This window comes from Bradyrhizobium sp. CCBAU 21365 (genome assembly GCF_015291305.1).
In the GTDB taxonomy this organism is placed as follows: Bacteria; Pseudomonadota; Alphaproteobacteria; order Rhizobiales; family Xanthobacteraceae; genus Bradyrhizobium; species Bradyrhizobium elkanii.
On sequence record NZ_CP030036.1, the window covers coordinates 8120769 to 8134041 of the forward strand.

Sequence of the window (13273 nt, forward strand, 5' to 3'; positions counted from 1 at the left end):
ATCTCCATGGGTTCAAGCATTGGGGCGTGCCGTTGGTGCGATACAGTCGCTTTCCTACGCCGGCGCGCCCTTCTTGTTCTGGCGGTTCTGCACGAGGTCGTCGACCACGGCCGGATCGGCCAGGGTCGAGGTGTCGCCGAGGCTCGACGGCTCGTCCTCGGCGATCTTGCGCAGGATGCGGCGCATGATCTTGCCGGAGCGCGTCTTCGGCAGGCCGGGCGCGAACTGGATCAGGTCCGGCGAGGCGATCGGGCCGATGTCCTTGCGGACCCAGGCGACCAGCTCCTTGCGCAGCGCTTCGGTCGGCTCGGTGCCCTTCATCAGCGTGACATAGGCGTAGATGCCCTGGCCCTTGATGTCGTGCGGGTAGCCGACCACGGCGGCTTCCGACACCGCCTCGTGCGCGACCAGCGAGCTCTCGACCTCGGCGGTGCCCATGCGGTGGCCCGAGACGTTGATGACGTCGTCGACGCGGCCGGTGATCCAGTAGTAGCCGTCGGCATCGCGCCGGCAGCCGTCGCCGGTGAAATACTTGTTCTTGTAGGTCGAGAAATAGGTCTGCTCGAACCGCGCATGGTCGCCATAGACCGTGCGCATCTGGCCCGGCCATGATTTGGTCAGGCAGAGATTGCCCGAGGTCTCGCCGTCCAGCGTCTTGCCGTCGGCATCGACGATCTCCGGCACCACGCCGAAGAACGGCCGTGTCGCCGAACCGGGCTTCAGCTTGGTCGCGCCGGGCAGCGGCGTGATAAGGATGCCGCCGGTCTCGGTCTGCCACCAGGTGTCGACGATCGGGCAGCGGTCGTCGCCGACCACGCGGTAGTACCACTCCCAGGCTTCCGGATTGATCGGCTCGCCGACCGATCCGAGCAGGCGCAGCGATTTGCGCGAGGTCTTCTTCACCGGCTCGTCGCCGCCCTGCATCAGGGCGCGGATCGCGGTCGGCGCGGTGTAGAAGATGTTGACCTTGTGCTTGTCGACCACGTTCCAGAAGCGGGAGTTGTCCGGGTAGTTCGGCACGCCCTCGAACATCAGCGTGGTCGCGCCGTTACAGAGCGGCCCGTAGAGAATGTAGCTGTGGCCGGTGACCCAGCCGACGTCGGCGGTGCACCAGTAGATGTCGCCGTCGTGATAATCGAACACGTATTGATGCGTCATCGACGCAAACACGAGATAGCCGGCGGAGGTGTGCAGCACGCCCTTCGGCGTGCCGGTCGAGCCCGAGGTGTAGAGGATGAACAGCGGGTCTTCCGCGTGCATGTGCTCGACCGGGCATTCCGATGTCACCATCTCGGCGGCCTCGTGATACCAGAGGTCGCGGGTCGGGTTCATGTCGATCTTGCCGCCGGTGCGCTTCACCACCACGACCCAGTCGACGCCGCCGGACTCCTTAGAGTCGATCTTGGCGATGGCGGCATCGACATTGGCCTTCAGCGGCACCTTCCTGCCGCCGCGCAGGCCCTCGTCGGCGGTGATCACCACCTTCGAGTCGCAATCCTCGATGCGTTGCGCGAGGCTGTCCGGCGAGAAACCGCCGAACACCACCGAATGAATCGCGCCGATCCGCGCGCAGGCCAGCATGGCGTAGGCCGCTTCCGGAATCATCGGCAGATAGATCGTGACGCGGTCGCCCCTCTTGACGTTCCGCGTGCGCAGGATGTTGGCCATCTTGCAGACTTCGTCGTGCAGCTGGCGGTAGGTGATGTGCCTGGATTCGGAGGGATCGTCGCCCTCCCAGATGATCGCGGTCTGGTCGCCGCGCTTGTCGAGATGGCGGTCGATGCAGTTCCAGGCGACGTTCAGCACGCCATCCTCGAACCATTTGATCGAGATGTTGCCGGGCGCGAAGGAGACGTTCTCGACCTTGGTGTAGGGCTTGATCCAGTCGATCCGCTTGCCGTGCTCGCCCCAGAAACCGTTGGGGTCCTTGACCGAGTGCGCGTACATCTCGCGATATTTGGCGTCATCGATATAGGCGCGCTTGGCCCAGTCGGCCGACACGTCATAGATCGCTTCCGGCGAACCAGCATTCGCGAACTTTGCATCCATAAGCCACTTCCTCCGAGATCGTTATCTTTGCGACGCAAACCATTCACACCGGGTAAGTCCGCGCTCTCTTCTCGGAGGCTAGGTAGACCGCACTCAGCGCTCGAGCAGCCGGTTTCGCATCTTCTAGCATGCTACTCACCCGCTCCTATATGGCCACGTGGTCGATGCCAGTTTGATCTCTATCAAGAAGTGCCCATTGCTCACGGAGCGCGCAGACATAAACCAGACCACGCAACATTTTTGATCTGCATCAAGGTCTCTCAGTCTCGATCGTACATACGTAACCCGATTGCCAATTTCGGTGAGCTTCGCCCGGCTCACGTCTACACGTGCCCGACATTGATACTCAGGAAATGATCGCCGCCTTACGCGACCCGATGCTCTTCCACTCATTCTGAAGGGACCAAACATTGACCACCTACGAACAGATCGAGCAAGACCCGAACTATCAGGAACTGGTTCGTCGACGTTCGTCGCTGGGCTGGATGCTGTCCGCGATCATGCTGATCGTATACTTCGGCTTTATCCTGCTCGTCGCCTACGCGCCGCACTTCCTTGGCACTCCTATTGGGACAGGCGTAACCACGATTGGCATTCCGATCGGACTGCTGGTTATTGTTTCGGCATTCCTGCTGACAGGCGTCTACGTCAGCAAGGCAAATTCAAAATATGACCCTTTGATCCGCGAGATTGTTGGAGCGCGCCGCCAATGAAGAAGATACCCCACCTACTGGTGACGCTGTTCGTTTGCCTTCCTTCCATCGCACTTGCAGCCGGGACGATCGATGGCGGCACCAAGCAAGCTGTCAATTGGGCAGCCATTGGCATGTTCATCGGGTTCGTATCCCTGACTCTTGCAATAACCTATTGGGCATCGAAACGGACGGTGTCGGCCGCAGACTTCTACTCGGCAGGCGGCGGCATCTCGGCCGGCCAGAATGGTCTTGCGATCGCCGGCGACTATATGTCGGCAGCATCGTTCCTGGGTATCTCCGGCCTTGTCTACACCTCAGGGTACGACGGCCTGATCTACTCGGTCGGCTGGCTTGTCGGCTGGCCCGTTGTCACATTCCTGATTGCCGAGCAACTCCGCAATCTCGGCAAGTTCACATTCGCCGACGTCGCATCATTCCGGCTCGGCCAGACGCGGATACGTATCCTGGCGGCGTGCGGTTCGCTGGTGACCGTTGCCTTCTATCTGATCGCGCAGATGGTCGGCGCCGGCAAGCTGATCCAGCTGCTTTTCGGCCTGGACTACTGGATCGCCGTCATCCTGGTCGGTGGCCTCATGATGATCTACGTGACCTTTGGCGGCATGAAAGCCACAACCTGGGTACAGATCATCAAGGCCGTGCTGTTGCTGTTCGGCGCGACCTTCATGGCCGGAGCCGTGCTGTACAAATTCGGATTCAGCCCGGAAGCACTGTTCGCCAAGGCAACCGAGGTCCATCCCAAGAAGCTTGCAATCATGGAGCCCGGAAGCCTGATCTCAAATCCGCTATCGGCCATTTCGCTCGGCCTGGCCCTTATGTTCGGCACCGCCGGCCTGCCACACATCCTGATGCGCTTCTTCACGGTGAAAGACGCTCAAGCTGCGCGCAAATCGGTGTTCTATGCGACTGGTTTCATCGGCTATTTCTATATCTTGACCTTCATCATCGGCTTCGGCGCCATCACGCTCGTCTCGACCGATCTGGCGTTCCTCGACGCCGGGATTCTCGAGAAAACCAAAAGCGGGATCGCCGCGATCAAGGGTGGGTCGAACATGGCCGCGATCCATCTGGCCGACGCGGTGGGCGGCAATCTGTTCCTCGGCTTCATTTCGGCCGTCGCCTTCGCCACGATCCTCGCGGTGGTCTCCGGCCTGGCGCTCGCAGGAGCTTCCTCCATCAGCCATGATATCTACGCCATGGTAATCAAGGGCGGACATGCCAACGAACAGGACGAAGTTCGGGTCTCGAAGATAGCGACGCTGTTCCTGGGCGTGCTCGCAATCGTGCTTGGCATCATCTTCGAGAACCAAAACGTCGCCTTCATGGTTGGCCTTGCCTTTGCCATCGCAGCGTCCTGCAACTTCCCGGTGCTGGTGATGTCGATCTTCTGGAAGAACCTTACGACGAGGGGCGCCTTGATTGGAGGCCTGCTCGGCTTGATCAGCGCTGTCGTCGGCGTCATTCTGTCGCCGGCAGTGTGGGAGGTGACCCTCGGCTTTGCGAAGGGATCGGCCCCCATCAAGCTGGACAACCCGGCTCTGTTCTCGATGGCAATTGCCTTCGCTTCCATCTGGCTGATCTCGGTTCTGGACCGTAGCGCGCGTGCCGGCACCGACCGTGACGGATTCGACGCGCAGTTCGTCCGGAGCCAAACCGGCATCGGAGCCGCAAGCGCCACCAGTCATTGAACTTTCGCTATGTGGAAAATAGGCACAATTGCGAATGCCCAAGGCTTTTGATGCCGCAAATCCACCGTTTGATCGTCTGACGCCGCACGAAATGGAGACGCTGCGTGCGGCGTTGGACATCGTCTACTTTCGACCCGGTGAACCGGTCATCGATCAAGGCAGCCCCTCGCAGGCCCTCTTCGTCGTCATCAAAGGCACGATAGAGGAGAGCGATGGGGCCGGTCTGCTGGCCCTGCTCGGCCCGAAGGACAGCTTCGACAGCCGCGCCCTGGTGCACGGCAAGAGCGGACACGCCTTCCGCGCCCGCGATGAAACGCTATGCTACTCCGTTCCGCGATCTACGGTACTCGACCTGATCCAGAATAATCCGAGGTTTGCCTCGTTTTTCTACCACGATATCGCGCGCAAACTGGACGAGTTCGTCAGGGACCACGACGAACAGAGGCACGGATCGATGATGCGCGCTCGCATTTCCGAGCTCTTTCTGCACCCTGCCGCCTTCGTTGAAGCCGACGACTCCGTGGAAACGGCAGGCCGCAAGATGGAAGAGATCAACAGCAACGCATTATTTGTTCGCGACGGCCAACGGACCGGCATCATCACGGGCATGAACCTGTCGAAAGCCGTTGTGTTACGGCGCCAATCGATTCAAACATCTGTTCGCAATCTGGCCCACTTCGACCTGGTTACCCTGCGGCCCGACGATTTCGTCTCCTCAGCGCTCGTGCTTATGACCAAGCTCAACAAGCGTCGCGTCGTCATTCGCGACGACGAACGTTTCGTCGGCATCCTGGAGGACATCGATGTACTGGGCTACCTCGCCGGTAGCGCTCAGGTCATTGCGGGACGTATTGAGCGCGCGGCGAATCAAGATGACCTGGCGGCTGCCGCTCGCCAGATAGCGGCCCAGGTGCGGACCCTGAGGCGCCAAGGAATCGGCGTCGAGTTGATTGGCGAAATTGTTTCCGATTTGAACCAGCGTCTGTTTTCCAGATTGTTCGACCTTCTGGCGCCGGCCGACATTCGCGCGGTTGGGTGCCTCATGGTCATGGGAAGCGAGGGCCGCGGCGAGCAGACCGCCCGCACGGATCAAGACAACGGGCTCATTCTGTCAAGGGCAATCGAACAGGCGGAGCTTGACAAGTTTCGCACTGCATTCTCCGGCGCGCTATTGGACTTTGGCTTTCCTCCCTGCCCCGGACACGTGATGGTGAACAATCCAGCATGGTCCAAACCACTTCCCGATTACATCGCCGACATTCGCAGGTGGCTTGCACTGCCCGACGATAGCGCGCACCTGAACGTCGCCATCCTCTTTGACGCGCGGTGCGTTGCCGGGGACGCGACGTTGCTAACTGAAGTGAAGACCAGGTTGATCGAGATGGTCGGAGGAGAGCAGGCCTTCCTGGCGCATTTCGCGCGAGCGATAGACCTCTTCGCAACGCCGATTGGCCTGTTCAAGAACTTGATCACATCTGCGGGTAACGGCGACGCGATCGACCTGAAGAAAGGCGGTCTATTTCCGATTGTGCATGGCGTTCGCAGCCTCGCTCTCGAGCATGGGTTGATTGAAACCGCAACGGACAAGCGCATCAATCGCCTCCGCGATATGGGCGTGTTGCACGCGGAGTTCGCCCGCGAGCTCCATCAAGCTTTCAACTTCATGCTGATGCTGCGTCTCGACGGGCAGCTGGCGGAATCAGCCGGCGCCACAGGCACGCTGGTGCGACCATCATCCCTGTCGAGCATGGAGCGTGACCTTCTGCGTGACGCCTTCTATGTCGTCAAGAAATTCCGCGAGTTCATTCGCCATCACTTCAATCTCGGAGCCTTCTGACGTGATTCCGCGCGCGATCAAACGCCTATTCCATCAAGCGTCGATCGGCGACCAGTCATATCGATTCATGTTCAGACGTGAACCCGCAGACGAAGTCGTCGCGATCGATTGCGAGACCACGGGACTAAACGTACGTACGGACGACATCATCAGCATTGGCGCCATCAAAATCAGAGGCAACCGCATTCTTACAAGTGAGCGGTTCGAGAGGATGGTACGTCCCGACGCAAGCATACCGGCGGATGCGATCAAGATACACCGCCTGCGCCAGGTCGACGTCGAGCATGAAGCCCCGATCCGGAAGTTGCTGCCCGACTTCCTGCATTTCGTCGGCGGGCGACCGCTGGTCGGGTACTACGTCGATTTCGACATCGCGATGCTGGACAAATATATTCTTCCGTTCATTGGAATCGAACTGCCGAATCCCCGCATCGAGATCTCCAGCCTCTACTATGATCGGAAGTACGGTGATGCGCCCCCTCACACCTCGATCGATCTTTCGTTCTCCGCAATTCTCGCGGACCTCGAAATCCCTTCGCTTCCTCAACATGACGCGTTCAATGACGCATTAATGACCGCGATGATGTACGTCGTGCTGCGTGACAAGAAGAAGAGAGGAATGCGAATCCCACGGTCGAACAGTCAGGCCGTCTCCGATCCATTCGGCGGTCAAGCGATCCTCGCATAGGTCTGTTGATGCCACGAAAACGACCGGTTGCTAGCCACGAAGCCGAGAAGAAAACCGGCGGCCTCGCTCGCTTAGCTATCGGCACAGATTGAGATTGCCTCCTTCTTTGGAAACGCCTCTCAACTTTCTCTCAATTGCAGCATGACGTGGCGCTGAGGGACGGCTCGAAGACTAGCGAAGTACCTTCGTAGGTTGAAGTGATGCCGCAGCGGAGGTCGAGCCTTTGACCCCTGCCACTGCGAATGGCTGCTCCTGGAGCCATCTCACGCTCCCCGTCGCCTATGGTATCTACTCGGTAGCTAACGGTTCGGCGAAGTTTTCATAATACGTTGATTTATACTCCTAATTCCGCCTGCTCCGGCGAATGACTTCCTGTCCAAAAGACAGCGAGACAATTCCGACCGTGCGACGCCTTTTCGCTTTCTGCGCAAAGTGGCAATATTATCAATGCTTCGTTCCGCCACACATCGCGTCGACCGCACTGCATTGAGCGCTGTGGTGGTAGCTAGCTGGTGGCTCAAGCCGCTGTTAAAATAAGGCGCTGATTTGTTTGGTACAGTTGGGTGGGCTCGAACCACCGACCTCCTGTTCCACAGACAGGCGCTCTAACCAACTGAGCTACAACTGCATCCTGACGCGCGGCCCGCTCAAGCGGGGCGGCGATTTCGGGCGGAAACTAGGTGCAACGCCGCGCTTTGGCAAGGCCGTAACGCGCCGATTTCCGCTGTTATGTCGGGCCGCTTGACGGGCCCCTGGTCAGCAAAAAGGCCCGGACCGCTACGGCCCCGGGCCTTTCGCTGGTCTCAAAACGGCAGCGATCAGGCGGCCGGCTTGTAGAACTTCGAGGCGCTGGCCTTGATCGGCTCGGCGGTCTCGCTGGCGACCTTCTGGCCGAGCTCGGCCAGTTCCTTGGCCTGCGCGGTGTAGGTCTCGAACTGCTTGCGGGCGTGCGACGTCCACAGCTCGACCGCTTCGGTCGGCGACTTCACGCTGAACAGCTCCTGGGCGAAGTCGAGCGAGGAGGTGGTGTTGGCCTTGAAGAACTCGACCAGCTTGGCAGAATACGCGCTGGCGCCCTTGCTCACCGAGGTGAACACGGCCTCGACCGTCGAGTTGTGGGTCTCGGCAGCGTCCTTGAACTTGGCGTAGCTGTCGCGGGCCTGCAGAACGCCCTTCTCGGCGAACGCACGCATCTGCTCGGGAACTTCAAACGGAATGATCGAGGCGGAGAACGGATCGGACGGGTTGGTCATACGTGTAATCCTTCGCAACGGGTGAGTAGATGTGACCATTGCGGACGTCCCGGAGCCCATCAGGCCGGGAGCGCTGAAATGGATCACGCTGCCTTGATTCACGGGAGTGCCCTTCGTCGGGCGCGCCTAATAAACACCCATATCATGTCAATTTTGTGCAACGCAATGTAAGATCGCGTGCAACGCCATATTTTTTGCATGGCGGAATATAAGGTTACCGCGGCCGGCCGAGGCTGAACGCGCCGGGGGCGACCGCGGTCAAAGCGCCTCGATCAGTTCTTCGGCTTGACCGCGTCCATCGCGGCGCGGCTGACGGCCTGGCCCATTTCGCTGGCCTGCTCGGCGAGCGAGCGCATCTGGCCCTGCACATATTCGCTGTGCAGCCGCATGACGTCGCTGAGGTCCTTGGCCTTGAGCAGCGCCTCGGCGTAGTCCAGCGACGACTGCACATTCTTTTCGGCATAGGACAGCGCCTTGGCCGAAAGATCCTTGGCGCCGGCGCGCATCGTGGCGTTGCGCTCCTCGATCTTGCCGGCGGTGTCCTTGGCGTTGGTCACGAATTGCTCGAACGCCTTGCGCGCCTGATCGAAGCTCGCCTCCGCCATCGACCGCATATCCTTGGGAATCTCGAACTTGGGGATCTCGAAATGGTCACGCCCGTTATCGCTCATGGTCGCTCTCCCTCGCTTGCTGATCGGCCCGCCGCTTGGCCCTGCGGGCCCAGGGCAAGATAGACGGCAGAATATAGCGTGGCACTGCAATCGCAGGTGTGACGCGGCGCCGCCTGGTTCCGCATCTCGCGGCTCGCAGCAACCTCTCTCTGCCCGACAACGCCGAACGGCTGTGGATCGTTCAGCGAAGTTAACGTTATCCCGGCTTTGGCGGGGGCAGTTTCGCTGCGGACATGGACCTGCCGCCCCCCAGTTGCGATACTAACCTTCTGTTAAGGCTGTCGTCCTGCGGCTGCCGGGCCTTCGGCTGAGCTTAAGGAAGAAAGCCAAACCCATGCGGTCAAATCTTGCGTGATGAGTGACGCGGAATTCCAGATCCAGGCGCTGGGCGATGTCAGGCTGGCGGATCATGCGACGGGCGCCCTGCCGGCATGGCTGTGGGCGGCCGACGGCGCGCGGATTCTCTGGGCCAATCCGGTCGGCGCGAAGGTATTCGGTGCCGCCAACGGCGCCGAACTGGCAAAGCGCAGCTTCGGCCCGGCCGATCCGCATCGTCGTCAGGTCGCGCGGCTCGGCCACAGCCTGAACGCCAATGGCGCGGTCCGGCTGGAGCGGCTGCGCGGCTTCGGCGCGGCGCCCGGCATGCTCGCGACCTGCGGCTGCGCCAGGATCGACCTGCCGGACGGCAGCCACGGCATCCTGATGACAACGCTCAACGCGACCGGCCGCGGCATGCCGCTCGCGGAACGCCTGCTGCGGCTGCTGCAGGGCTTGCCGCGTCCAGCCGCCGCCTTCACCAGCGACGGACTTCTGGTCGCAACCAACGAAGCGGCACGTGCGCTGCCCGGCCTGCACGATCTCACCGAAGCCGGTCTCGAGGCCGCACGCGGCGAGGCGCTGGCGCAGGGCCGCGCGGCAGCGAGCGTTGCGATCGGCCGCGTCGTGCTGCAGCGGATCGGCCACGGCGCCGATCGCGCGCTGGTCGCGCTGATCAAGCCGGCGCCGCATCTCGCCGCGAGGCCGGCGGCGCCGATCGCGCCTGAGCCGGTCGTGCCTGAGCCGGTCGCGCCGGCAGCGTCCGAAGCCCCCGTATCCCCGGCAGTGACGCCGCCAGAGCCCGCCGCAACCGAGCCGCCGCCAGCACCGATCGCCGTCGACCAACAAGCCGCGCATCACGAAGCCCCTGCGTCGGCAAGCGAAGCGCCGGCCACCTTCACGCTGTTCGATGCGCTCGATCCGACGCCGGAAGAAGCGGCCGCGCCGATCATCAGCGCGACGGAACCGGACTCTGCGGATGCAGCTTCATCTCCCGCGCCAGTCGAAGCGGCGCCCGTCGAGAGCGCGGCATTCGATACCACGCCCGACGCAACTGCCGCCGTCGAGGAGCCGCTGTCGGAAGCGCTGATCGACGTGCCCGCCGAGGCGCGGGTCGAAGAGCCTGCAGACCTTGCTCCATCTCTCGCGTCAGCAGAACAGGCGCACGCAGAGACAGCGCCTCTCGACACCACGCCCGACGAAACTCCCGCCGTCGAGGAGCCGCTGTCGGAAGCGCTGATCGACGTGCCCGCCGAGGCGCGGGTCGAACAACCTGAGCCGGAGCCCGCGCCTGATCTAGAAGAGACGGCAAACGCGCCGGAAGCATCAGCGCCGCCGGCCGATCCCGCCCCCTCGCCTTATGCGGTCGCTGAGACGCCTGCGCCTGCCGCCGAACCGGAGCCCGCGACATTGGCGCCGGTGCCACCGCCATCCTGGCTCGACGAGCCGTTGCCGGTGCGGCGGCATCCGCTGCGTTTCATGTGGCAGATGGACCACGGGGCGCGCTTCTCGCTCGGCTCCGATGAATTCACCCGCCTGATCGGCCTGCACACCGCGGCCGGCTTCGGCCGGCTCTGGAGCGATATCGCCGAGAGTTTTGGCCTCGATCCCGAAGGCCGCGTGATGCAGGCGTTCGCCAGCCACGACACCTGGAGCGGCATCACGCTGCACTGGCCGGTCGACGGCGGCGGCCGGCTCCCGGTCGAACTGTCCGGGCTGCCGGTGTTCGATCGTGCCCGGAATTTCGCCGGCTATCGCGGCTTTGGTGTGTGTCGCGACCTCGACGGGCTTGCGCGACTCGCCGCATTGCGCCGCTATGAGTTCTTCAGCGGCACGGTCGCGCCGAAATCGCTGTCGGCCGATGTCGCGCCGGCGCCGCGCAGCGATGCGCCGCCCGGGCCCGCCGCGCCGCCGGACAATCCTCCGCCGCACGCCGAGCCGCCGCCCGACACGACCGCAATAGCACCACCCGAGGAATTAACCGAGCCGACAGCAGCAGAGACTTCACACCGAGCCGATCCGGATCACGCCGTGGAAACGCACGAGGAAACGCACGAAGTGCGTCACGACCCGCCACCGAATGTGGTGCCGTTCCGTCCCGCCGGCGATACCCGGCCACCGTCGCTGACGCCGGTCGAGAACAACGCCTTCAACGAGCTCGCCCGTCAATTGTCGGCGCGGCTCGAGAACGAGGCCGGCCTCGCCGCGACCACGAACGACAGCGTGCCGGCCGAGCCGCTCGCCGAAGCGCCGCCCGCCAGCGAACCGCCGCAGGAAGCAGCGGCGGCACCGCAGGAGACGGTCGCGCAGCTGGAGACGCCGGCGGAAACGCCAAAGGCCAGCTGGCTCGCCGCGGCGGAGCCGGCGCCGCGCGCCGACTCCCGGCGCGACTGCGCGCTGCTCGATCTGTTGCCGGTCGGTGTCCTGATCTACCGCCTCGACCGCCTGCTCTATGCCAACCACGCCTTCCTCGCACGCATGGGCCATGACAGCCTGCACGCGCTGGAGGCCGCCGGCGGCCTCGACGCGCTCTATGTCGAGCCCGGCGTCTCGCAGGCGAGCAGCACGTCGGGCACCGGCACGCCGGTGACGATCTCGGCGAACCAGAGCACCGAGCACGGCGCGCAGTCGGTGTCCGCGGAGGCGCGGCTGCACACCATCACCTGGGACGACGATTCCGCGCTGGCGCTGATCTTCTCGCGCACGCTGGACGAGGATGCCGCGATCGCCGCCGCACTGTCCGAGCCGGAGCCTGCGGCCGAGCCGCTGCTTGCGCCGGCCGAGCCGCAGGCCGGCCAGGCCGACGCCGAGGAGCTCGGCGCGATCCTCGACACCGCGGCCGAAGGCATCATCATGTTCGATGCCGAAGGCAACATCCATTCCTGCAACCGCAGCGCCGAGGCGCTGTTCGGCTATGACGGCGACGAGTTCGTCACCCGCAAGCTCGCCGACCTGTTCGCGCCGGAAAGCCAGCACGGCATCTTCGACTATCTCTCGAGCCTGAAATCGGCCGGCGTCACCAGCCTGCTCGACCATGGCCGCGAGACGCTCGGCCGCGTCCGCCAGGGCGGCATCATCCCGCTGTCGGTGACGATGGGCCGCACCCGCGCCGACGGGCCGAACTTCTTCGCGGTGTTCCGCGATCTGTCGCAGACCAGGAAGAGCGAGGGCGAATTGCGCGAGGCGCGGCGGCTCGCCGAACGCGCCGCCAACGCCAAGTCCGACATGCTGGCGCGGATCAGCCACGAGCTGCGCACGCCGCTCAACGCCATCATCGGCTTCGCCGAGGTGATGATCGGCGAGCGCTTCGGTGCGCTCGGCAACGAGCGCTATGTCGAATACATGAAGGACATCCGCGCCTCCGGCGAGCGGGTGATCGCGATCGTCAACGATTTGCTCGACCTCTCGCGGATCGAGACCGGCAAGCTCGACCTCGCCTTCGCCAGCCAGAACCTCAACGAGATGGTGGAGAGCTGCGTCGCGGTGATGCAGCCGCAGGCCAACCGCGAGCGCATCATCATCCGCACCTCGCTCGCGCACACGCTGCCGCCTGTCGTCGCCGACGCCCGCGCGCTGCGCCAGATCACGCTGAACCTGATCGGCAACTCGATCCATCTCGCCAATGCCGGCGGCCAGGTGATCGTCTCGACCGCGCTGTCGGACTTCGGCGAGGTGATGCTGCGCGTGCGCGACACCGGGCAGAGCCTCAACGACAACGAGGTCGCCGCGGCGCTCGAGCCGTTCCGCGCGCCGACGCCATCAGATCAGGCCGGCTCCGGCGGCGTCAGCCTGTCGCTGACCAAGGCGCTGGTCGAAGCCAATCGCGCCAAATTCCAGATCAGGACCGGCGGCCGCACCGGCACGCTGATCGAGGTGACTTTCGTCCACGCCGCAGCGAGGGCGTGAGCAGCGGCGCGAGATGCAGCGCGTGTGCTGTCTCGCACTCCCGTAAGGGACGCACCGGCGGAAGGGCTCCCTCCCCCCTTGCGGGGGAGGGTTGGGGAGAGGGGTGCCACACGACGTGCTCTCTCCATTTGCAGAACGGCGCGGCCGAGACTG

General features: G+C 63.2%; 8 protein-coding genes and 1 tRNA gene. 5 read left to right on the forward strand and 4 right to left on the reverse strand.

Annotation, left to right across the window (positions count from 1 at the left end; translation table 11 throughout):
• Window positions 1-54: 54 nt before the first annotated feature.
• Window positions 55-2049, reverse strand: a complete 1995-nt coding sequence (gene acs / locus XI02_RS38340) for an acetate--CoA ligase (protein WP_194483280.1) — start codon at window positions 2047-2049, stop codon at window positions 55-57.
• 410 nt (window positions 2050-2459) lie between these two features.
• Between acs and XI02_RS38345 the strand changes: the two genes are divergently transcribed.
• From XI02_RS38345 to XI02_RS38360, 4 genes are read left to right on the forward strand one after another with little or no spacing between them, the layout of a single operon-like run.
• Window positions 2460-2762 (forward strand): DUF485 domain-containing protein, encoded by a 303-nt coding sequence (locus XI02_RS38345; RefSeq protein ID WP_172646792.1) that lies wholly within the window; start codon window positions 2460-2462, stop codon window positions 2760-2762.
• A complete protein-coding gene (locus XI02_RS38350) occupies window positions 2759-4450 on the forward strand; it encodes a cation acetate symporter (protein WP_172646791.1) in 1692 nt (563 codons plus the stop codon). The genes XI02_RS38345 and XI02_RS38350 overlap by 4 nt, the downstream gene beginning before the upstream one ends.
• 34 nt (window positions 4451-4484) lie before the next feature.
• Window positions 4485-6287, forward strand: a complete 1803-nt coding sequence (locus tag XI02_RS38355) for a putative nucleotidyltransferase substrate binding domain-containing protein (RefSeq protein ID WP_244980983.1) — start codon at window positions 4485-4487, stop codon at window positions 6285-6287.
• A 1-nt stretch (window position 6288) separates the two neighbouring features.
• Window positions 6289-6975 (forward strand): 3'-5' exonuclease, encoded by a 687-nt coding sequence (locus XI02_RS38360; RefSeq protein ID WP_016846991.1) that lies wholly within the window; start codon window positions 6289-6291, stop codon window positions 6973-6975.
• Between the two features lie 551 nt (window positions 6976-7526).
• On the opposite strand, the gene XI02_RS38365 is transcribed toward XI02_RS38360, so the two are convergent.
• From XI02_RS38365 to XI02_RS38375, 3 genes are all read right to left on the reverse strand, one after another.
• A tRNA-His gene (locus XI02_RS38365) sits at window positions 7527-7603 on the reverse strand.
• A gap of 190 nt (window positions 7604-7793) precedes the next feature.
• Window positions 7794-8228, reverse strand: a complete 435-nt coding sequence (locus tag XI02_RS38370) for a phasin (RefSeq protein WP_016846990.1) — start codon at window positions 8226-8228, stop codon at window positions 7794-7796.
• 272 nt (window positions 8229-8500) lie between these two features.
• Window positions 8501-8899 carry a phasin family protein gene (locus tag XI02_RS38375; protein ID WP_016846989.1) on the reverse strand — a complete coding sequence of 133 codons (399 nt, stop codon included), beginning with the start codon at window positions 8897-8899 and terminating at the stop codon, window positions 8501-8503.
• A gap of 354 nt (window positions 8900-9253) precedes the next feature.
• Between XI02_RS38375 and XI02_RS38380 the strand changes: the two genes are divergently transcribed.
• Entirely contained in the window at window positions 9254-13120 is a 3867-nt protein-coding gene (locus XI02_RS38380; protein WP_194483281.1) for a histidine kinase dimerization/phospho-acceptor domain-containing protein, read from the forward strand.
• Window positions 13121-13273: the final 153 nt, after the last annotated feature.

What these genes read in the sequence shown, in the direction of transcription:
- XI02_RS38370 (WP_016846990.1), bottom strand. Translation starts at nt 8,228, where the DNA reads ATGACCAACCCGTCCGATCCGTTCTCCGCCTCGATCATTCCGTTTGAA.
- XI02_RS38355 (WP_244980983.1), top strand. Translation starts at nt 4,485, where the DNA reads ATGCCCAAGGCTTTTGATGCCGCAAATCCACCGTTTGATCGTCTGACG.
- acs (WP_194483280.1), bottom strand. Translation starts at nt 2,049, where the DNA reads ATGGATGCAAAGTTCGCGAATGCTGGTTCGCCGGAAGCGATCTATGAC.
- XI02_RS38375 (WP_016846989.1), bottom strand. Translation starts at nt 8,899, where the DNA reads ATGAGCGATAACGGGCGTGACCATTTCGAGATCCCCAAGTTCGAGATT.
- XI02_RS38350 (WP_172646791.1), top strand. Translation starts at nt 2,759, where the DNA reads ATGAAGAAGATACCCCACCTACTGGTGACGCTGTTCGTTTGCCTTCCT.
- XI02_RS38380 (WP_194483281.1), top strand. Translation starts at nt 9,254, where the DNA reads ATGAGTGACGCGGAATTCCAGATCCAGGCGCTGGGCGATGTCAGGCTG.